We start from the raw sequence: 20,716 nt of genomic DNA, 5'->3' as shown, positions 1-20,716 counted from the left end.
GCAATGCGAATAATCTTTGAAACTGACGGTAAAAAGGAGGTTAGTAATTCGACTGTAACTAGTTTGGATGAGACAGCCGATACTAGTTCGAGTGGAAATTGGAGATATGCGATCACAACCTCAGTTTTGATTGCAGCTATGGTGGTTCCCCAGATTTCTGGGTGGGTTGAATCTCAGTTATTAGTTAAATTTCTCCAGGGTTTGGTGCTACCTAGAACTGTTGGTACTAATAAGGTTTTAAATAATGGTTCAATTGCCTTTCCAACTGCGGCTGGTACTCCTGTAACTAGTGAGTTTGGTTGGCGAACCCACCCCATTACAGGCGATCGCAAGTTTCATACTGGTATTGATTTTGGTGCGGCGCAGAGTACACCAATTTATGCAGTTGATGCTGGCCGAGTGATTTTTGCTGGTAACAAGGGTGGTTATGGGAATGCAGTTGTTATCAAGCACAACGAAAAGTTATCTACTCTTTACGGTCATGCTAGTAAGCTTTATGTCCAACAAGGTGACTCTGTTGTACGTGGTCAAATGATCGCGGCAGTAGGTAGTACCGGTTTTTCGACAGGACCGCACTTGCACTTTGAGGTACGAGTTGATGACGTAGTGCAGAACCCTCGTCCTTACTTGCGGGAATATTTAGCAAATCGTTAATTTTGATATGCTAGGGCGTGTTTTAATTTCAGGTTTGATTGGTGCTGCTGTAACTGTTGCTACTTCCTACGGCATAGCTTCATTTCCGTGTGGGTTGGCTTCAACAGGTGCAGATGTTGTTTGCCATGCACGTACTTTTGGTAAGGTACTGGATAATTGGAAATTTGGTTTTATTATTGGTGGGTTAGTGGGATTGGTTGGTTTTTCTCGCCATCAGAGAATACCGCGCTTGCAACCAGTTCACTTGTCAGCAACTTCACTAATAATTTTGGGCATACATTTAGCAGGTACTCAGAGTAATACTTATGAAACTGCAAATAATAATCTTTCATTTGGTTTATCTAATAATTCAAGTCAATATTCTCCTCAGATGCAGGCTTTCTTAGCTACAATACGTTGGGCGGAAACAGGAACTTCTGGTAGTGAAAGCTATCGAAAGTTGGTTTTTAAAGGTAATTTTGATAATTTTTCTACTCATCCATTAATCAAACAATGTGCACCGATTAATGGTAGGAGAGTTTGTTCAACTGCGGCGGGTGCATACCAGATGTTGGATAAAAGCTGGTATGACCTTCAACCCAAATTACAACTTGAAGATTTCAGCCCGCGATCGCAAGATAAAATGGCTGTTGAATATATTCGCCGTAACAATGCTTTAAGTGATATTGAAGCGGGCAATTTTGATACTGCTGCTTGTAAAGTAGGGCGAGTTTGGGCAAGTCTAGTTTGCAATGATTATTCACAAAACCCAAAAACTTTAGAGCAGTTAAGAAAACATTATCAGCAAGAGCTATTAGCTATAAGGAAGTGATTTATTTGGATGAAACTCAATATAATAACGAGCAAATATATCAAGCACTTGTTTGTTTGAAAGCTGAAGGTTTATCGAATCAGGAAATTTCTGGTTATGCCAAGGAATCATTTGGTTTTGAGCAACAAAATTATGTTAATGCTGTTCTTCACGAGCTGGAGTTTGCAGAAAAGCTTAATCGGACAATTACTAGCTACGACCATCAATATTTATTTCAACTTATTTATCAAGCAGTTATTTCGGGTATGGGTGAAGCTAAGATATTAGAAGTATGTCAGAATTTCTGTAATTTATCTGATTTGGCTTTTGCTAAATTATGCCTAAGATATATATTAATTAATAGGATTCCTGGCGAATACGAAATTCAGGTTTTTGAGCAAGATTTATATCAAATGTATCGAGAGGGTAAATCCTACCTCGATTTTGTTCAATTAGCAGAAAATACAGAGAATATGCACTTCAAACAGTTGGGTTACCGTGCAGCTAATTTGGTTGCTAAGGCTACGGGAGAAAAAATCTCTTTACCAGCAGCCACTCAAATTCAGCAGCAAGGGTTATCAATCTCTAATGAGGCTTCAAACACCCAATCTACCTCAATTACTGGAAATGTTCTTGTGGGTGTTCTCCAGGACTTTGGAATTGATTGTAAATATGTTGATACGAAAACTGGACCTACTTTTAATCGGGTAAAGGTAAAACTAGCCAAGGGAGTAAGTTTCAAGAAAGTCCAGGGCTTGGGAAATGACTTGGTACAGCAGCTAGGGGATGAACTCAAAATAGAAAACCCTCCCATGATATCAGTAGTACCGGGGGCGGTTGTGTTTGACATCCCTCGTTTGGATAGAAAAAAAGCATACTTTGCTGATTACGTCAAGTTTTCAGAGGAATTTGATATTAACTTTATTGTGATTCCTGGTGGTGTAGATGTGGACGGTACTTATGTTGAAATACCCCTCTACGATGAAAATGTAACTCATATTTTAGGTGGGGGACGCACTCGTGGGGGTAAGAGTCAGTTTGAGCGGGCTGCTGTTCTGTATTTAGCGCGGCGGTATCCCCCAGGAGTAGTTAGGCTGGTTTTAAGTGATGTTAAGCGCGTGACATTTGGCTGCTTTGACAGGCTACCTCATTTGATTGCTCCGGTGGCAAAGGACGCGATCGCTACTTTAAAATTGCTGGAATATCTTGTGGCAGAGCAAGAATTTCGTTACCAGGAGTTTGAACGAGTCTCTGTGGAAAAGGTAGCGCAATATAACCAAATGTTTCCTGCTGCGCCAATGACTCGAATAGTTTGTCTGATTGACGAATGCTTTGACTTGTTGTCTGACCCCAATTGTAAAGACCAAATAGAACTGATGTTGATGAAGCTGCTGGCAAAGGCAGGGGCGGCAGGAATACACATTTTGCTATTCACCCAGCGTCCTGACAAGGACGTGATAAAACCCCTTATTCGGTCTAACTGTCCTGCTAAGGTAGCTTTTGCGACTTCTCGACCGGAAGATAGTGGAATTATTCTGGGCGACCCTGACGACAACCGGGCGGCTAGCTTGTTGGGTTTTGGCGATATGCTTTATAAGTCACCTTTGGGTGTAATTCGCCTTCAAGGGGTGTATTTGGGAGATGAGAAGAAGGATTTTGAGCAGTATTTAGAAGAAGCAAAAAATCATGCTTCTTCGGTTACTCCTTGGAATTCAGGATTAGATTTTGCTAGTTTTAATAGCTCCATTACACTGGAAAAATCGACTAGACTTGTTACCAAGGTTGATCAATTAGAAGAATTTAGTTCAAACATTACCTTTGATGAGGCGACTAAATCCAGCATTATTTCTTTGCACAAACGCGGGTATGAACTACATGAAATAGTTCAAGAATTGTTTGAGTTATCGCGTGCGGATGGTAGGAGATATAAGCGGTTGCGCGATGCTGTAGCTGAGTTTATATCTGGTTTGGAGTCAAGTGATGATATTTGAGCTCACACTAAGTCTACCACCGACGCTTAACGACAAGATAAATTTTGCTCGACAAGGTTGGCAAGTTAGTGCAAGACATAAGAAACATTGGACGGATATAATCTGCCAGTTTGCTTGTACTTGTGATGTGAAGTTTAAAGATAAAGTTTGGTTGGAATTTCACTGGTATTTGAAGACTTTTGCCCGCGACCATGATAATGTTGCAGCAGCTAGTAAGTACATCATGGACGGTTTAATACAAGCAGGGGTGATTAAAAACGATAATTTGTGTACCATCCAGTCGCCCGTGCTTCATTACTACTATCGCAGTAAAAAAGATGAAGCATGTTTACGGATGGCAGGAAGTCCTGAGTTCTTGCTAGAGAATTTTTGTAAGTCAAATCAGTTTTATGATAGGCGCGTATGTACATAACAGCTCTGGTTTTCATAGCAGTTTTGTATGTTTCGTTTGCGAGCGCGATCTTTGGAATGTTTTGGATATAACAAATACGATTATTGCTGCCGTGGTTGTGCATTATTTCTTTGATTTTGCTGGAGTAATTATCTATTTACCAATCAGTATTATTGTATTAATGATTGAGTATTTGTGAATCAAAAGCTGGTGAAAATGATGTTAAAATATCAAGATTACAAACACTTGCTATGTCAGACAAATAATGGTAAAAATTTCAATTTATGGGGGCGTAGCACAATAGGTAAAACTTACGTTATTCAGCAGGCTTTACTCAAAGATACTAGTTGCGAAGCCCTATATTTAGCTCTTGATTATCCTTTTGATATAGATAGTATTTTTTTAGCTATATCTATGGGTTTTGAGTTATATGCAAGTGCAAGTTGGCAGCAAATTGTACAAAGTTTGTCAAGTGGTTCAAATAAACTTTTAGTATTGGATGATTTTGATAGATTGCACTGTAGCACTGACGATTTGAGTAGTGACTTGTCCAAACTAAAAATGCTGGCTAACTTGGATAACTTGAGCTTGTTGACAGTATCTCGTCAACCCTTGCATTATTTTAATTTTCAAAGTTTTGCTGATTTATTTGAAGATTTTCAAATGGACGAGTCTAACACTCACGTTTTTTAACGAAACGAGGTTTTATGAAAAACAACTTTCTCAAAATGCGGACTGTATATCTACTGCAAAAAATTAATTATCACTCTTGTCTTATATTTTCGTTTACCATGATTTATTCGGTGGGGTTATTTCTAACAATTTTAGTGGGGTTAAAAATGTTGATGCTGGAGTGTAAATAACTAATAAACCTGTCTACAAATTTATGACCAACTTTATAGCTATCATTGGATTTGTTGGATTAGTTGATACCGTTTCTACTGCTACTATTGCTGGTTTGGTTTTGGCTGATAGTAAAAAGTCCTGAGTTAATAATTGAATTTTTATTACAGGATATTTCCTGATTTGGCAGTACCACGGGTGTGGTTTAAATAATTAAGTTCGAGTCTTTGCTACTGCCATTGGGAATTGTGCTGAAGCCGAATCCGAACGTCTAGGTTGTTTGGAACTTTTAACAGTGTCTCCGAAACAATTGAATGCAGTAGGGCAGTAGGCAAAGTGCGGTTCCCATAATCCCCTACAACGCTGGGGCTACTTACTGGTTGTTGTAATCAAAGGGGAGTTCATAATGAACACAAACATGAAGAGAAAATTGCTCAAAACAGTACAACGCATTAATTCAACTGCTGGTTGTTTGGCTTTATCTGTCGTTTTTGCTAGCGCTATATCTGCTTTATTGAGCGGTGGAGCAGAGCAACTGATTGGTGGTGGTTTTAATATTGGCGATAAACGTGCCTACCAGCGGCTGAGTAGCTTAAGTTATGCTAGCGTACTTTTAGGTACGGCTGCTATCGCGCTTACATCCTGCGTTGGTGCTTCTTTGAGCTATCTTGATGAGGAGGAAAAAGATAAACAAGAGAAAACTGTTGATCTGCTTGAAGAATCTGCAATTATTCAGTTGTCTGATGAATCGGCTTTAGTTGAGAGTGAAGAAATTCAACAGATGTTTGTAGTGGAAAAACCATCAAGAGTATTTTCCTACTACATTGTTAAAATTCAGGGTTGTCCTTCTATTGGAGGATTACATTTATTTCGCTTCAGTTCTCACAAAGGACTAGGCGAAGATTTGAATACAGTAGTTTCTGCCAGAATTGATAATAGCCAAATTCCAGATTTAGCTGTGATTTTTGAGGTTCGGTATCCTAAACAAGAAAATTTAGTTGGCAAATCCTTTAGCTCAGATTGTGCTGATCCAAAACAAGCACTTTCTAGATATTTGCAATTCCACTATAAGTGGATACAAGCAAAGCGCCACAGTCGTTTTCAGGCATCAAAAATTGATGACTGTAAGGGATGCTGCTATTTTCACGGTGATAATCGTGTTGTCTGCGGCATACACGCCGACGGCTGGGACGGATTGGATTGTCCTGACAAACAGCTGATTGAAGGTTTGGTACAACGAAAGTGGGAAGATTGGAAAACAGTTGAAGCTTTAAACGAGGGCTTGGTTGAAGCTGAAATTTCTAGACACGAGACTAGTATCTTTCTTAAGGACAAGTATTCTGGTCGCCACTTTAGCTTTGATTTTGATGGCAATTTGCTGCCGTATTCAGACTCTATTCCTGGGTTTATTAACAGTCTGTTGGCATATGTGACTTATTTCAAAACTCGCGTGATTGAGGAGAAAGATTTTAGTTCTCCAGAAAAGATTGCTGAACTAAATAAGGGTTTAGTGAATGCATCGGTGCGTGTTGAAGGACCAAATATTGTGGTGATTGACCGAGATACACGTAAAGACCATTTTTTTCGACATGATGGTTTTCCAATTAACCCTTATTGCAGTGAAAGACCATTAGTACTTTGTCATCACGACTATAATTTAGTACTTTTGGTTGATTATCTAAGAACTAAGAATTCCAATAATATTTCGGAGGTTTGAAATGAATTACGCCCAACTAATTCAATATCTCAGATATTTGGGATGTAAAGCTATGAGGTCGGGGACTTGGATAGTGTTGTCTCAATTCCTTGTACTGTCGAGCATAAAATCCTACCAAAAATCAGAAACCTGTTGTTTTTGCAGATACAGGCTGCGGTAATTTCTGACAATCTTTTTCAACCAATAGAAATACCAAGAGTCTCTCTTATTTGGTTCATTTGGTGTCACAGCCAGATGCATAGTTCATAGAACTTCCTGCTCCTAAAAGTGGGTATTGTTTGGGTTTGGAGGCATTCGTTTAGTACGGGGGAGTATTCCCCCACTACTGGGCGAATCGCTTCTAAATAATGCTCAGACTTTACTTATAACATTAGGAGAACTACGATGTCTTCGGGAATTGAATTAGTTTCCACAGTTATTAATTTTCTGTTTCCCATTTACTTGTTTAGTGTCATTTTCTCTTTTATCTGCTGGCTTTTCTATATTCCTGCTGAAAAGTCTCTACCTGACGATACAGTATTGGAAGAACCTCCTATTACGGTATCAGAATCGTTGTCTACATCTAAACTAGAAATTGATAGTACGCAACAGTTGGAAGAAACCCTATTGCCTGAAAGCTGGGCAGATGTAATACTGTCCTCAGCAGTAGAAGAAGTACAAAAAGCACAATTGGTATTAGTAGGCGTGACTGAGACAGAGAAAATGATGGGAATAGGTGCTGCGAAGCTGCGAAAATACTGCAAAAAAAATCACATTAAGCGGTACTCTGCTATCTATAACAAAGATGGTAAAGCAGGTCTTGTGCAGTATTTGATAGGAATGGGAATTACATCAAGTAAAATCGTGGATTTGACAGCTTAATACTTATGTCAGTAGTCCTGGTTCGTTTGGGGACAAATAATGCATATAAGGGTTTTCACATGATATAATTAGTGTGAATTTTTATTTTTAGTATAGTTATCTAGCTCCGTATAAAGGGACTTTGATGAAGGCGATCGCTTATAGTTTTGTTTCCTTAGTCGAACTACTTATCCAAATTGTATATCGCATAAGCACAAATGCTGAAAAACGTGTAGATAGAGAGCTTTTAAAAGATTTTAAACGGGTTCATGGGAAGAATAATCTGTTATGTCAAATGGCAGAAGCTTCTTGAAATCAACTTGCTGCACTCTGACAGTCACTATGACTTAAATTTACGAGGCTTTGTAATAGTAACCAAACATTTAGTCCAACGATAACAGAAGCAACTTCCCAAGCTAAAGATTTGAGCCATAACGGATTTACAAATTCACCCATGAAGCGACGCTTACTTGTAAATATCACCAAACGAATCACTGCAAACGGTAACTGCAAACTGAGGATAACTTGACTTAGAATTATGAGGCGGCTTGTACTATGTTACCCAGGCCCAGCATAGGCAAGCATTTTGCGCCAAAACCTGCTGCCATTGGGGACTTTGATGCTGCGATGGACTTCCGGCAAGCTGGGTCGATTTTTTCGGTTAGCCATTCTTTTTTTTGTTCAGTATTCTCATAATGTGGAAATGAGCGTAGAATTCTCTGTCAGACAAGTCGCACCATTTTGTTCTCAGTACTCAATACTCGTAAGGATTCTTGGGTGCTGGAATTGGTTTAATAGACTTGGCTTGAATCGTCAGTTCGCGCTTACCTTCCAATTCTGCTGTCATCATTTCACCTTCGATTTCCAACCAAGTATCTGGTGGATAGGCTTGACGGCTAGTAGTTAATTTAACAGGTAATCCCATTGGAGTGGCATCTATGGCACAATGGGTAATCACAAAACGCGTAATCATCAAAAAGTCATCTGGCAGTGATTTTAGGTGAATCACAAATCCTTGAACTTTAGCTTTCTGACCTATATAGCTATCTGGTTCAGCATAGGTTGTCAGTGTTTTCACCCAATCAACCAGCGAACGGTCTTCTGGTCGAGTAGAAGCGCGGAATGCTTGAGGTTTAACGCGGCTAGTGGCAATCGAAAAATCAGTAACTTCTTGTTGGGTCGCGGCTTGGCTTGTTAAAGGTTGAGGACTTATTACTAGACCCAAAAGAGCAATGACCAAAAGCAGCCCACTTCCCCAACCTGGGGGAAACAGCGACAAATGCTGAGTCTTTGGTAGAGTAGGATGCTTTCGCCAAAGTCCCCAAGCTTTAAAAAGGGCAACAAATAAGAGTAAAAACCCGTTAGTAATGACTAACCAAAAGTATTTAGGGTGAACTAGCAAGACGAGTTTCTCAGTCAGCCAGTATTTTAGTAGTAATACTGCCCAAGCAGTAATTCCAAAAACGTCTAGCCAGTCTAGAAAATGGGAAAACTTAAAAAAGTGAGGTGATTTTTTGGTCATTTAATGTACAAAGTAAAAACTTGTTTACTGAAACTAGTAGTCCACCAAGCTAAAGAACGCCTGGTACTAGCCGATGCTGGTAAGCTACTTAATATAGAAGGAATCAGGGTAGCATCATGGCAAAAAAATACCGAAGTGGATTTAAACTTGATCGGAGTTATCACATTTACAATCGCGCTCCTAAAACGGGTAAGCATAAGGCACGAACTATTACCCGTGCGAACATTCTTCTGATGGCGAGTGAGAGTTATCCAGATAACGCGATCGCTTCGACCCTAAGAGTTAATGTTTCGACCGTCGAGCGTGCATAATGTGAAAAATTTGTGGTTGGGGGACTGGAGTATGCACGCTTATGACCGTCCCCATCCCCCAAAGCCTCGTAAACTTGCAAGTCTAGCAATGCCGCTTTTTTGGTAGCCACCGCTTGTTCGACTGCACCCTTTATGACGAACTCGCATTTTCAATGCAGCATGAGCGCAGAGCAGTTGGTAAATCTTGGTATCGGGGAATTCGATTTAGTAGCGAAACAGTACGTCAAACTTTAAAAAAAAACGCTCGTTTAACCGTGGTTAAAGGAACAGTGGTGCATACAAAGCGCGTTGATTGGATGTATGTTTTGCGATCTGGTTGATGTATTGGATTTATACAACGAGCCCTGTGCGTTCCCAAGCGTCCAGTAATTTGTTTTGATGAGACTCCATACCAACTCATAGAGGAAGTTAGACAACCATTGCCTCCAGAACCTGATCAACCAGAGCGTTACGACTATGAGTATAAGAGAAACGGAAGTGTTAATTAGAATGCGTATTTCCAACCATTGGCGGGTTGGCGGCACATCGAAGTAACAAAACAACGCACGCTCGTTTGATTTTGCAAAACTTCGGAAGGACTTAGTAGATATTTATTGCCGGGAGGCAGACGTTATTCTATGGATAGTTGATAACCGCGCACATACACAATCCTGCCGCATTATATGAAGTTTTTGATCCGCAAGAAGCTCGTAGAATTGTTCAAAAACTAGAGTTTCACTATACCCCTAAACACGCGAGGAACGTTAAATCAGGTTGAAATTGAATTTTCTATTTTATCTCGCCAATGTTTAGACAGACGAATTAGCGTTCGCGCAGCGTGTCCCGAAGGGACTCTCGCTCGCAGTTGGAGGCGCGAAATTTCCGCTTGGGAGAAACAGCGTAATTCCCTGTCCGCAAGTGTAGACAGCATTCCGTTGTCGTTCCCAAGTTGCAATTTCAGAGCATAATGTTTGTACGTCTTTTATCCGTCGCTCTAAACACTGTCGGGATAAAACAGAGATTTCAATCTCAACTTGATTTAACCAAGAAGCGTGTTTTGGTGTGTAGTGAAACTCTAATTTTTGGACAATTCGACGAGCTTCCTCAGGGGAAAAAACTTCGTACAAAGATGCTGGATTATGTGTGTTCAGGTTATCAACTACTAGACGAATCACTGTTGCCTGTGGGTGATAAATATCTACCAAATTCTTCATTTGAAGAGCAAAATCTACTTTTGTCCTTTGTTGTGTCACTTCCATATGTCGCCAACCCGCTAATGGTTGAAAAAAAGCAAATATATTGACACTACCGTTTCTTTTGTACTCGTAATCATAACGAAGAGGTTGTTCTGGCTCGGCGGGCAATGGTTCCCTAACGTCTTCTAACAATTGATACGGGCGTTCATCGAAACAAACTACCGGACGTTTTGGATCGTAAGGTTCGCCGTATAAATCTAACAAGTCTTCCAACCGTAAAACATACTCGGCATCAACCTTGGGGATACACCACTGTTCCTTTAACCACGGCTTGACATCGTTTTTTTTAATGTCCTACGTACCGTTTCATAACTAACTGAGTCTACAATTCCTAAATGTACTAATCGCCCTGCTAACAATCTCAATGTCCAACGTGTGTTTCCTTCCGGTGCTTTTGAACACGCTGTTGCAATTAAGAAAGCTTCTTGCTCACCATCAATTTTGCATGTCTTGGGTGGGTGTGGACGCTCGTTTAGTACTAAATCTATACCTCCGGTTGCTAATCTGTGTCGAGCGCGTTCTACTGTTGAAACATTGACCCCAAGGTTGTGTGCGATCGCTTTATCTGTTTTGCCTTCAAAGCTCATCAGGATAATACGGGCACGGGTTATAGTTCGCGCCTTGGTCTTTCCTGACCTGATAACTGTTTGCAGCTTTTGGACTTCTTCCGGTGTCAAACAGACAGTATATTTTTTTGCCATGATGCCACTCTCAACCCACCTAAAAGTAGCTTATCAATAACTGGTTAAACTCGGCAAAGTTGCTGTGACAGAGTACTAGTAGGGAACAGACCGTACCGAAACGGGAAACTTATAGGCGTTTGGCTAAAAAGTAGTCTCTTGTAAGCTTTCTGGTTAGACCTCATCCCCGCTCAATGAATTTGCAGATTTTGCCGTTATAAGTAGTGTCATTTGGGACAGCGGGTGAATCTGGGAGCCAAACCTCAATCTGCTCGTACCGCTTGACCAATTCCAGTTGAAACGCAATCAATTCCTGGATACGGCGCTCCAATTCATCAATGTGCTGCTTCACCATTGTCTTGAGGCTTCCACAGGGGGGAACGCCCTCAGCACTGATGTCAATCAACTTTTTGATTTCATCCAAGGAAAGCCCGAAGCGCTTGGCTTTCTGAATAAACTGCAAACGCTCTGCATCCTCGTCCGAATAGACGCGATATTGCGATTCCGTTCGCTTAGGTTGGTTGAGCAGCCCTAAGCGTTCGTAATAACGTATGGTCTGAGTAGAGATACCCACTTGACGGCTTAACTCGCCTATGAATAAACCTTGTTTCCCTTTCATATCGTCTCCTTGAACGGGAGGAGAGAAGTAGCTCCCCTCCTCTCATATGCTTTATCCTTGCCCGATACCAGCAGCTATCAGTGCTTCGCGGGACACTGGCTGTTGGTTAGAGCAGCACTCAGCTAGCTTGCTATTGACAACAACAGCAGGAATGCGGTGGATGCCATATTTAGTAGTTTTCTCAAGGCACTCGTTAGTGGCACACCCCTCGCGCAGGTCGTAAATCTGTATTTCACAGTTTTCACAGGCTAACTCCCTCACCAACTTAACAGTTTCATCGCACAGGGGACACCCAGCAGTAAAGACTTCAACTAGATGTTTTGTCATCTCAAATCTCTCCAAATGAATTCTGAGACTAGCCTAAACCTTATACCTGACTTCAAAGTCAAGGGGTTGGGATATAAGTAGGGAGACATTTTTAAGCTTTTGAGGACAATTAAAATTCGAGCGCGTACAATGCAACCCGTTTTGGCACGGTCTCCCCTTCAACTTTGATAACACGCGCAGGGGAGAATCAGTAGAAGTCTCAGGGCTGATGACGACTCAAGTATAATTTGGTACTGTTAGCTCGGAATCACAGTTGCTAAATCCTGATGAGTAGTCGAACAGCCCGCTCCTACGCTTTCCTGTCGATTGCAGCGGCAATCGTAACCATTGTTCTGAAGTTTGGGGCTTACCTGAAGAGCGGGGTCAGTGGGGCTGCTTTCAGATGCTATTGAGCCAATTGTGAATCTCGTGGCAGCATTGGTAGCTCTGTGGGCATTGACCTATGCTGCAAAAATCCCCGATTCCACCAAGAAGCCGTTTGTATAATCTAGAACCAATTGGTATAGGAACTCCTTATGTAGAAAGTTTAACTGGCTATGTGATTCGACTAGCTGAACAACATTGCATTACTACTAGACAACTACTCCTAAATGAAATTGCCCCACTTAAGTAGGTAAGCGGGAAAATTTATAACTATGTCATTGCGAACGGAGCGAAACGAAGTGAGGCAATTGCAAGGGTTTCAAGCGTTTTACATTTTGTAACATAGTTAGGTTTATTTGTGCCTACCTACTTATGGGTAGAGAAAGAAAATTATCAAACTCAAGAAATGAAAGTATCAGCAAAATTCTTGGAATTAATAGAGATAGAACAGCAACTAATGGAACGGGCTTAACGGCGACTAATTTAGTACATGCAATGTCCATCCTGACGAAACGAACAGACTTACACTTTCTTACCCTCAGACCTTGGGTAAAAGTGCTTTCTAAAAGGGGTTTACTTCGCCATGAGCGTGCTTGGTGTCCTTTTTGTTACCAAACAAAAATTTTTAGAAATTGTAATCTTTTCTCTTTACTCTCTAGTCTACTGGAGAGTTTATGCTATAAACAGTTTCGTACAGGTTGAATTCATGGTAATAACTAATCAGATTAAAAGACTCTCTCTAGCAGCAGTTGCAGCACTCGCTCTTACCACAGTTACTGGTTTAGCAGTCTTGGCAGCAACCCCTTGTACTACTCCTACTCCTGACTGTCCCCAGATAAATTGTGACAAATAGCTTGTCCTTAATTTATGTAAGTTCCTTTACAGATTTTAAGTAAGAGAAAGGTACTAACTCAAAACTGAGTTAGTACCTTTTGCTTTAAGATGTTTTCTTAGTAAATGTACTTACCGATAGCAAGCCTTTCCCCAAACTATCGAGTTTGATAAGTGGACTAGGAAAAAATATTCCACCTTGAAATCACTTCGCACCCACATGACCCCTTATAACAAAGTCATCAAAACCATTCCCTTGGTAGAAGGTGAGAACGCCTACTACTACGAAAAATATAATGGTGAATGTGCAAATGTATCTAATTGAAGTCTAAAGTAAATTTAGCCTAGTATGGTTAGCATGAGACTGATATTTCAATAATTCTTGATGAATTCTATTTACACCCTCACGCCAAATACCATCGTTGCTGGTTTTCACGCCTTGTCCGACCCCTTGCGGATTCAGGTCTTAGAACTGTTACGCTCTCAAGAGTTATGTGTGTGTGACTTGTGCGACCATCTGGGAACCAGTCAATCCAAACTGTCTTTTCATCTCAAAACCCTGAAAGATGCTGGCTTGGTGCGCTCTCGGCAAGAAGGACGCTGGATTTACTACAGCCTAAATCTGCCCCAATTTGTTGCCCTAGAGCAGTATCTTGCAGAGTTTCGCCGAAGAAGCCTGATGTTGCCTAGTCCGCCCTGCGCTGACGCTAAATGATGCATCAATTTTTTTTGTAACGAAATGTTAGTTTTTCGCGTTATACGGATTGATAAATCAACTTTTTTTGAAATGATGGAGATATACTTTTGATATGACCCATAGGGGTGAGGTCAATGAAAACTTTGAAATTGGCTCTCGCACTCTTGTTGTTAGCTTTTACAAGCAGTTGCACATCAACATCCAACACATCGGCTGAAATTCAGCGACCACAGAAGGCTGCTAATGTTGCGAAAACAACAATTAAAATTGATGGTTCCAGTACGGTCTATCCGATTACCCAGGCGATCGCTAAAGAATATCAAGCTGATTCAAACAATCAGGTACAGGTTACAGTAGGGATTTCCGGTACGACGGGCGGGTTTGAAAAATTCTGTGCAGGCGTTACGGATATTAGCAACGCCTCTCGACCGATTTTGAAATCAGAGATGGAAGTCTGTAAGAAAAACGGTGTGGGATATATGGAATTCCCCATTGCCTTTGATGCCCTGACCATCGCCGTTAACCCCCAAAATACTTGGGCAAAAGACATCACTGTCGCTGAATTGAAAAGGATTTGGGAACCTGGGGCTGAAGGGAAAATCACCCGCTGGAACCAGATACAAGCGTCTTACCCTGACCGCCCCCTGAATCTATATGGTGCTGGTCAAAAATCTGGTACTTTTGACTACTTTACCGAGGCGACTGTCGGTCAAGTCAGAGCCAATCGTAACGACTACACCGCCAGTGAAGATGATGAGGTTTTGGTTGATGGAATTAGCAAAGACCCTAATGCTTTAGGTTATTTTGGCTATTCCTATTACGAAAAACATCAAGATAAATTGAAAGCCCTGGCTGTTGATAACGGTAAAGGTCCCGTACTGCCCTCACGTCAAACTGTCGAAAAAGTTCAGTATCAGCCCCTTTCCCGACCTTTATTTATCTACGTGAATACCCGGTCTACGCAAAATAATAGTGCAGCATACCAATTCGTCAAATTGTATATCGAGAATGCCCCGAAAGTAGTCAGTACTGTGGGTTATGTGCCTTTACCGGAGGAAGTCAAACATCTCAATTATGTTCACTTTTACAAGGGGAAGGCAGGAACGGTGTTTGACGGACAAACGCAACTAAACCTGACCATTGGTGAGTTATTACGGAAAGAAGCCAAATTCTAACGCTTTTTAATCTACCAGCGGAATAACTGATGAAAAATAAACCTCTTTCCAAACAACTTTCTTTTCTTGACCGCTTCCTGACCTTGTGGATTTTTTTGGCAATGGCTATCGGGGTCGGTTTGGGCTATTTCTTTCCTGGTGTAGAAGGGTTTATCAACCACTTCCAGGTAGGAACGACGAACATCCCAATTGCCATTGGGTTGATTCTGATGATGTATCCCCCTCTAGCCAAGGTACGATACGAAGAGTTAGGGGATGTCTTTCGTAACGGAAAGATTCTCGGTATATCGCTACTTCAGAATTGGATCATCGGACCTATTTTGATGTTTCTCCTGGCAATTACCTTCCTGCGCGACTATCCAGAATACATGGTGGGACTAATCCTGATTGGGTTAGCCCGGTGTATTGCAATGGTTGTGGTGTGGAGTGATTTAGCGCGAGGCAATACCGAATACACGGCGGGACTGGTTGCTTTCAACAGTATCTTCCAGGTCATTTTTTACAGTCCCTATGCCTGGTTGTTTATCAGTGTGCTGCCACCACTGTTCGGGTTGAAGGGGAGCGTCGTCAACGTGAGCATTGCCGAGATTGCTAAAAGTGTTTTCATCTATCTTGGGATTCCCTTTTTAGCTGGCTATTTCACTCGTTTCTTTCTGGTCAAAGCCAAGAGCAAACAGTGGTATCATGAAAAATTTGTTCCAAAAATCAGCCCCCTGACGCTGGTTGCGTTGCTCTTTACGATTGTGGTGATGTTCAGCCTGAAAGGGAATTTGATTGTCCAGATTCCCCTCGATGTGGTTCGGATTGCAATTCCGCTCATCATCTATTTTCTGGTGATGTTTTTCATCAGTTTCTACATGGCATGGCGGATTAAAACGGATTATTCCAGAGCCGCAAGTGTTGCCTTCACTTCAGCAGGTAACAATTTTGAACTGGCGATCGCTGTGGCTATTGCCGTGTTCGGGATTAATTCAGGGGCAGCATTTGCCGCTGTTGTCGGTCCCTTGGTAGAAGTACCCGTGTTGATTGGTCTGGTAAATGTTTCGTTCTGGTTTCAGAGACGCTATTTCAGATCATCTGAATCAGAAATGTTTTAGCGCTAACAACATGAGATGAGGATTTCAATTGATGGAGCAGCAACCGATTCAGCCAATTGAGGAAAACTTGTGGTGGGTGATTCCTGACAAACTGGCAGGTGTTCGCAAGCCAATGGCAGAGGAACTGACCGCGCTACAAACTGCGGGTGTTGGGGCAATTGTCTCCGTTATGGATGACCCCTCAAACCTGGATTTGTACGAGCAGGCAAGCATCCCTCACCTCTGGCTGCCAACCAAGGGAGGCACAGCACCAAGCCGGGAACAGATTCAGGAATTACAAAACTTTGTTGAGAGCCAGAATCGCCTTAGTCATGGTGTTGCAATCCATTGTACCAGTGGCAGACGGCGAACGGGAACGATGTTGGCTTCTTACCTGATTCATGCTGGTTCGTCTTACGATTCGGCGATCCAGATAGTCCAGAAGGCAAACCCTGATGTCGAACTGCGAGAAGCCCAAAGCACCTTTTTACGAAAGTTGGCAGAAGAATAAATCTCTTACTGCTACAGATAAACCTTCAACCTGGCATAAGACAGTTCTCAAAATTTCTCACGCCAAAGATACCATTACTTTCATGATGACATTTGACCATCCGCCCCGAATTTTATTTTTGTATGGCTCCTTACGGGAGCGTTCCTATAGCCGCCTTTTAGCAGAAGAAGCCGCCCGGATGATGGAGGGGTTCGGGGCAGAAGTCCGGTTTTTCAACCCGCGAGAGCTACCGATTCACAACAGCGTACCAGATACTCATCCCAAGGTGCAGGAGTTACGGGAATTGAGCCAGTGGTCAGAGGGTCAAGTCTGGTCAAGTCCTGAGATGCACGGCAATATTACGGGTATCATGAAAAACCAGATTGACTGGATTCCCCTTAGTATAGGAGCGGTCAGACCGACACAAGGAAGAACGCTAGCGGTGATGCAAGTCAGCGGTGGTTCTCAGTCTTTTAACGCCGTGAATACAATGCGGATTTTGGGGCGTTGGATGCGGATGTTTACGATTCCGAATCAGTCTAGTGTTGCCAAAGCCTACCAAGAGTTTCACGAAGACGGCACGATGAAAGATTCGCCTTATCGCGATCGCGTGGTCGATGTCATAGAGGAACTTTATAAGTTCACTATGCTGTTACGCCCCCAGGTGGATTATCTCACAGACCGCTATAGCGAACGCAAGGAAAAAGCAGCGCAAGAAACAATCAAGATAGCCACCAGTGCGCTAGAAACAAATGCCTTACTTGGTTGATAAAAGTTCTACCAGCCATCTACCAATAAAGAATAATATCATGAAAAAAGTCATGTTTGTGTGCAAGAAAAACTCTCGCCGTTCCCAAATGGCGGAAGGATTCGCCCGCACATTAGGAGAGGGCAAAATTGCTGTTAGCAGTTCGGGGTTAGAAGCAAGCCATGTAGACCCCAAAACTGTTGATATCATGTCTGAAATCGGCATCGATATCAGCAATCAAACGTCTAAGCCATTAAGCGATTTTCAGCCCGAAGACTACGACGCTGTGATTTCTTTATGCGGCTGTGGGGTAAATCTACCGGAAGCATGGGTATTACGCTCGGTGTTTGAGGATTGGCAGCTTGATGACCCAGAGGGACAACCGATAGAAACTTTTCGCCGGGTTCGAGGCGAAGTTAAAGAACGAGTAGAAAAGTTGATTAAAGCCCTAAGTTAAGTTGTTTCTTTTGACATAAGGCACTGTATCCTGGCGATATCTACAATCGTCAGGTATTTTAAAATACTACCGGAAGACGAAAGATGAGGCACCATATTTTTATCTGGGGCTGGCTAAGAATTTTTCTCGGAATAACGCAAACCGTCCTAGCTGCCACTGGTGTTTTGATGTTTCTCACGGTCGGCTCCCGTCCGATGACATTAATAGTGGTCGGGGGCGCATTGACCGCCACTATTATTAGCCGCCTTCTCTACAAAGGAAAGTCAGACAACATGGGGTCAGAGCCAACAGATAAAGCGGTTGATGATGTTAAATGATGTAAAGTTTGAGGCAGCTTAAACGGTAAGTCCCACTGGTTCTTGGGCAGGTCGATTGCTCAAGTAGGTCAACCGTAACAATACCTTTGCCAAAAATAGTAGCAGCAAAAATTTTGCCCGTTTTGCCAAGATTGCGAAAAACAAGGGTTTGGTTGACGCGAAGGCAAAAGCTCAAAGCCTTGCTAATGCGTAAAAAACAATTAATCCTTCAGCCTGTCAATTCTGGCAGGCTTGAATATTAATTGATTTTTTGGTTAAACTTATGCAACAGTCACTATCTCTGGTGATACCAATTCTCCATGAAGATGCACTAAATTAATAGAAGTAGAAACAGGGTGTAGGGGTATGGGAAATAACTTTCGAGATCCTCACCCACCTTCTATTACTAATTGTGCTAATTGCTTAAAAATACTGAGAACTGCGTATAAATCATTCCCAGGATTAAAAATGTAGAAAAGTCGAGATAAGGCATATTTTGGAGTTTCTTGCTTGATTAATTTAACAAACAGGAAACTAGCACCATTCGTAATCAATCCATACACGGGCTTATCAGGATTAGCAATAGCCAGCATATAAGATAGAAGCTGCGGTTTACCTACCTCCACAGAAAAAGCTGCTTGCTTAGACTCGATAGCCACAACAGCTAGCCGATTAAACAAAACCAAGACATCAATATTACCTTTAACAGTCACTCCCTCGTCATCGGCAGAAATTTGTACGGATTTTTCGGATTTGATATGAAATGGAGATAGATAAAAGTCAGCTAAATCTAACAGTGGTGATAAAACCACCATTTTGACAGTGTTTTCAAGTAAAGGAGGATATTTAAGCAAATTTGAGTAACTTGCCTTAACTCTGTCAAGTCGCTGTTTTTCCACATCTGTAATTGCTGGTAAATTATCTTGCCACTCGCAGAAAAAGAAAGCATCCTCAATCATTTGGATTCTGAAATTGGTTTCCAGTTCCAGCAGAGTAATTTCCCTAGCTTGTATAGTTTGAGTCATAGTTGATATTTCTTCGATAATTGGTCGCACAACCAAAATGTTTTCATTCGCCGCTTATATTCTGCTCTTGTTGAGCGATCGCTCTTTTTGAAAACTTTTTATAAATTTTATTTTTGAGATTGAGTCAGAAAACATGATTGCAAGCATAGTCACTGTAGATGCATGAACATATATAGTTTACATTTTATGCAATTTCTGGAATTAGAGAAATATTAAACGATTTAATATCTGCCTTAGGAGCAAAAAGTGGGGGTGACTTAGTAGATGATAGTGACCCAAAGTTGCTGAAATTTTTACAGCAGCTGCATAACCGTTCACCAGAAACAAACACGGTTATATATGATTTCTTATACAAAAATATTATTTAATAATACGTACAAAGCGATGTAATACTTTAAAGGAGTAGATACGTTCGCGTAGCAGCTTACCTGAAGCATCGCTTTTCATGTGAGTCGCATTCAAAGGTAATTGAACTGTAAAAGTGCTACCTTTACCCAATTCACTTTGCACGCTCAACTTACCTTGGTGTGCTTGGACAATTGCTTGGGCGATCGCCAACCCTAAACCAGAACCGCCCATGCTGCGAGAGCGATCGCTCGAAACGCGGTAAAACCGATCAAAAATGCGAGGAAGTTCATTTTGCGGGATTCCAATCCCTGTATCCTGAACTTTAATTACAGCATAATAGTCAGTTCTATTTAAGAATACTGTGACCTCTCCACATGAAGGTGTGTATTGAATTGCATTAACAATTAAATTATAAATCAAACGATAAAGCTGGTCGGTATTGCCAATAATATTTAATGGTTGATGCACCCGCATTACAGATGTCAGCATTATTCCTGCGGCAGTTGCCATTGCTGCAAATTCTTCGATTAAATCGCTGATAATATCATTCAGGCAACATTCTTCCCGTTGTTTGATAGGTTGTTTATCTAAACGCGCCAACATTAGCAAATCAACGACTAAAGTCGTAAGTCGCTGATTTTGACGGTGTATAGTTTGCAAAATATCTCGTGTTTCCTCCTCCTCTAATTGCGGCATTAAAAGCGCTGATTCAACTGTTGCACCTGTAGCAGCTAAAGGTGTTCGTAATTCGTGTGCGGCATCGGCTGTAAACTGTTGAATTTGTCTGTAGGATTGGTAAATTGGTTTCATCGCTAATCCTGATAACCACCAGCTAGCAGCAGCAATCATTCCCATTGCAATCGGCAATCCCAATACTAAAATTAATTTCACACTATCGAGATAACCATTAAACTCTGACAAACTTCGTCCAACTTGCATATAACCCCAATCTTGATGATTTTGGGTATGCAAAACTACAGTAATTTGATGGTAATCTTTCTCCTTTGTGTCTTTGATGAATTGCCAAGTTTTTGGATTAAAAATAGTGGGTAGTCCTTGTGGGTAAGAACCAGCAGTAGCAATCAATTTTCCAGAAGTATCAAAAAAACGCATATAGTAATTTGTTTTGGTAACTATACCTAGTAAATGACGTTTAAAATCTGGTTGCTGTTGAATACAACTAACTCCACTACTACAATTACAGGACTTACGCAACTGGCACAGTGCGATCACTAACTTTTAGTACATATGTATTGCATAACTGACGCAACGGCACAGCGCGATCGCCAT

Annotated in this window: 24 protein-coding genes and 1 pseudogene; 16 read left to right on the top strand and 9 right to left on the bottom strand. The window is 41.5% G+C overall.

What is annotated here, in order from left to right; all coding sequences use genetic code 11:
* Positions 1-3 precede the first annotated feature (3 nt).
* From PI95_RS04255 to PI95_RS04225, 7 genes are all read left to right on the top strand, one after another.
* Positions 4-654, top strand: a complete 651-nt coding sequence (locus tag PI95_RS04255) for a M23 family metallopeptidase (protein ID WP_039744724.1) — start codon at positions 4-6, stop codon at positions 652-654.
* Positions 655-661: 7 nt separating this feature from the next.
* Positions 662-1,465 (top strand): glycoside hydrolase family 24 protein, encoded by an 804-nt coding sequence (locus tag PI95_RS04250; protein ID WP_039744721.1) that lies wholly within the window; start codon positions 662-664, stop codon positions 1,463-1,465.
* 5 nt (positions 1,466-1,470) lie between these two features.
* A complete protein-coding gene (locus PI95_RS04245) occupies positions 1,471-3,435 on the top strand; it encodes a DNA translocase FtsK (protein WP_052324953.1) in 1,965 nt (654 codons plus the stop codon).
* The gene (locus PI95_RS04240; protein ID WP_039744715.1) at positions 3,425-3,847 is read left to right on the top strand and encodes a RusA family crossover junction endodeoxyribonuclease; all 423 of its coding nucleotides are present in this window, start codon (positions 3,425-3,427) and stop codon (positions 3,845-3,847) included. The genes PI95_RS04245 and PI95_RS04240 overlap by 11 nt, the downstream gene beginning before the upstream one ends.
* A 174-nt stretch (positions 3,848-4,021) precedes the next feature.
* A complete protein-coding gene (locus PI95_RS04235) occupies positions 4,022-4,519 on the top strand; it encodes an ATP-binding protein (RefSeq protein ID WP_336507021.1) in 498 nt (165 codons plus the stop codon).
* 556 nt (positions 4,520-5,075) lie between these two features.
* Complete coding sequence (locus PI95_RS04230; protein ID WP_039744707.1) at positions 5,076-6,386, top strand: hypothetical protein; 1,311 nt, start codon at positions 5,076-5,078, stop codon at positions 6,384-6,386.
* Between the two features lie 384 nt (positions 6,387-6,770).
* Entirely contained in the window at positions 6,771-7,247 is a 477-nt protein-coding gene (locus tag PI95_RS04225) for a hypothetical protein (protein ID WP_039744703.1), read from the top strand.
* A gap of 294 nt (positions 7,248-7,541) precedes the next feature.
* On the opposite strand, the gene PI95_RS04220 is transcribed toward PI95_RS04225, so the two are convergent.
* The 3 genes from PI95_RS04220 to PI95_RS04210 form a co-directional block, all read right to left on the bottom strand.
* Positions 7,542-7,763, bottom strand: a complete 222-nt coding sequence (locus PI95_RS04220) for a divalent metal cation transporter (RefSeq protein ID WP_336507023.1) — start codon at positions 7,761-7,763, stop codon at positions 7,542-7,544.
* 217 nt (positions 7,764-7,980) lie between these two features.
* Entirely contained in the window at positions 7,981-8,748 is a 768-nt protein-coding gene (locus PI95_RS04215; RefSeq protein ID WP_039744698.1) for a TIGR03943 family putative permease subunit, read from the bottom strand.
* Between the two features lie 247 nt (positions 8,749-8,995).
* Positions 8,996-9,169: a hypothetical protein gene (locus PI95_RS04210; RefSeq protein WP_163518600.1), complete on the bottom strand. Its 174-nt coding sequence runs from the start codon at positions 9,167-9,169 to the stop codon at positions 8,996-8,998.
* Positions 9,170-9,211: 42 nt separating this feature from the next.
* On the opposite strand from PI95_RS04210, the gene PI95_RS04205 reads away from it, so the two are divergent.
* Entirely contained in the window at positions 9,212-9,379 is a 168-nt protein-coding gene (locus PI95_RS04205; RefSeq protein ID WP_163518597.1) for a hypothetical protein, read from the top strand.
* Between the two features lie 468 nt (positions 9,380-9,847).
* On the opposite strand, the gene PI95_RS37415 is transcribed toward PI95_RS04205, so the two are convergent.
* The 4 genes from PI95_RS37415 to PI95_RS04190 form a co-directional block, all read right to left on the bottom strand.
* Positions 9,848-10,540 carry an IS630 family transposase gene (locus PI95_RS37415; RefSeq protein ID WP_373695677.1) on the bottom strand — a complete coding sequence of 231 codons (693 nt, stop codon included), beginning with the start codon at positions 10,538-10,540 and terminating at the stop codon, positions 9,848-9,850.
* Positions 10,541-10,554: 14 nt separating this feature from the next.
* On the bottom strand, positions 10,555-10,995 hold the full coding sequence (locus PI95_RS37410) for a helix-turn-helix domain-containing protein (protein ID WP_039744693.1): 441 nt from the start codon (positions 10,993-10,995) through the stop codon (positions 10,555-10,557).
* A 160-nt stretch (positions 10,996-11,155) separates the two neighbouring features.
* On the bottom strand, positions 11,156-11,593 hold the full coding sequence (locus PI95_RS04195) for a heavy metal-responsive transcriptional regulator (RefSeq protein WP_039744691.1): 438 nt from the start codon (positions 11,591-11,593) through the stop codon (positions 11,156-11,158).
* A 51-nt stretch (positions 11,594-11,644) separates the two neighbouring features.
* Positions 11,645-11,920 carry a thioredoxin family protein gene (locus tag PI95_RS04190; protein WP_039744689.1) on the bottom strand — a complete coding sequence of 92 codons (276 nt, stop codon included), beginning with the start codon at positions 11,918-11,920 and terminating at the stop codon, positions 11,645-11,647.
* 442 nt (positions 11,921-12,362) lie between these two features.
* Here PI95_RS04190 and PI95_RS04185 point away from each other — a divergent pair, with 442 nt between their 5' ends.
* From PI95_RS04185 to arsC, 8 genes are all read left to right on the top strand, one after another.
* Positions 12,363-12,533, top strand: a complete 171-nt coding sequence (locus PI95_RS04185) for a TniQ family protein (protein ID WP_236116925.1) — start codon at positions 12,363-12,365, stop codon at positions 12,531-12,533.
* 456 nt (positions 12,534-12,989) lie between these two features.
* A complete protein-coding gene (locus PI95_RS35565; RefSeq protein WP_039744825.1) occupies positions 12,990-13,136 on the top strand; it encodes a hypothetical protein in 147 nt (48 codons plus the stop codon).
* Between the two features lie 363 nt (positions 13,137-13,499).
* On the top strand, positions 13,500-13,829 hold the full coding sequence (locus PI95_RS04180; RefSeq protein WP_039744685.1) for an ArsR/SmtB family transcription factor: 330 nt from the start codon (positions 13,500-13,502) through the stop codon (positions 13,827-13,829).
* 116 nt (positions 13,830-13,945) lie between these two features.
* Entirely contained in the window at positions 13,946-14,986 is a 1,041-nt protein-coding gene (locus PI95_RS04175; protein ID WP_039744682.1) for a PstS family phosphate ABC transporter substrate-binding protein, read from the top strand.
* 29 nt (positions 14,987-15,015) lie between these two features.
* Positions 15,016-16,083: an ACR3 family arsenite efflux transporter gene (gene arsB, locus PI95_RS04170; protein ID WP_039744679.1), complete on the top strand. Its 1,068-nt coding sequence runs from the start codon at positions 15,016-15,018 to the stop codon at positions 16,081-16,083.
* 31 nt (positions 16,084-16,114) lie between these two features.
* Positions 16,115-16,573, top strand: a complete 459-nt coding sequence (locus PI95_RS04165; protein WP_039744676.1) for a phosphatase domain-containing putative toxin — start codon at positions 16,115-16,117, stop codon at positions 16,571-16,573.
* Entirely contained in the window at positions 16,518-17,321 is an 804-nt protein-coding gene (gene arsH, locus PI95_RS04160) for an arsenical resistance protein ArsH (protein ID WP_268896638.1), read from the top strand. Before PI95_RS04165 ends, arsH begins: the two co-directional genes overlap by 56 nt.
* A 40-nt stretch (positions 17,322-17,361) precedes the next feature.
* The gene (arsC, locus tag PI95_RS04155; protein WP_201280291.1) at positions 17,362-17,757 is read left to right on the top strand and encodes an arsenate reductase, glutathione/glutaredoxin type; all 396 of its coding nucleotides are present in this window, start codon (positions 17,362-17,364) and stop codon (positions 17,755-17,757) included.
* Between the two features lie 685 nt (positions 17,758-18,442).
* Here arsC and PI95_RS04150 read toward each other — a convergent pair.
* Both PI95_RS04150 and rppB read right to left on the bottom strand, forming a co-directional pair.
* Positions 18,443-19,078, bottom strand: coding sequence for a hypothetical protein (locus tag PI95_RS04150; protein WP_039744671.1), 636 nt, complete (start codon positions 19,076-19,078; stop codon positions 18,443-18,445).
* A gap of 360 nt (positions 19,079-19,438) precedes the next feature.
* Positions 19,439-20,623: pseudogene (rppB, locus tag PI95_RS04145) on the bottom strand (two-component system sensor histidine kinase RppB); the annotation flags it as partial.
* Positions 20,624-20,716: the final 93 nt, after the last annotated feature.

The sequence above is a fragment of the Hassallia byssoidea VB512170 genome (genome assembly GCF_000817785.2).
GTDB lineage: Bacteria > Cyanobacteriota > Cyanobacteriia > Cyanobacteriales > Nostocaceae > Hassallia > Hassallia carrinoi.
The sequence above is the reverse complement of the archived record's forward strand: the minus strand, read 5'-3'. Positions and strand labels throughout refer to the sequence as shown.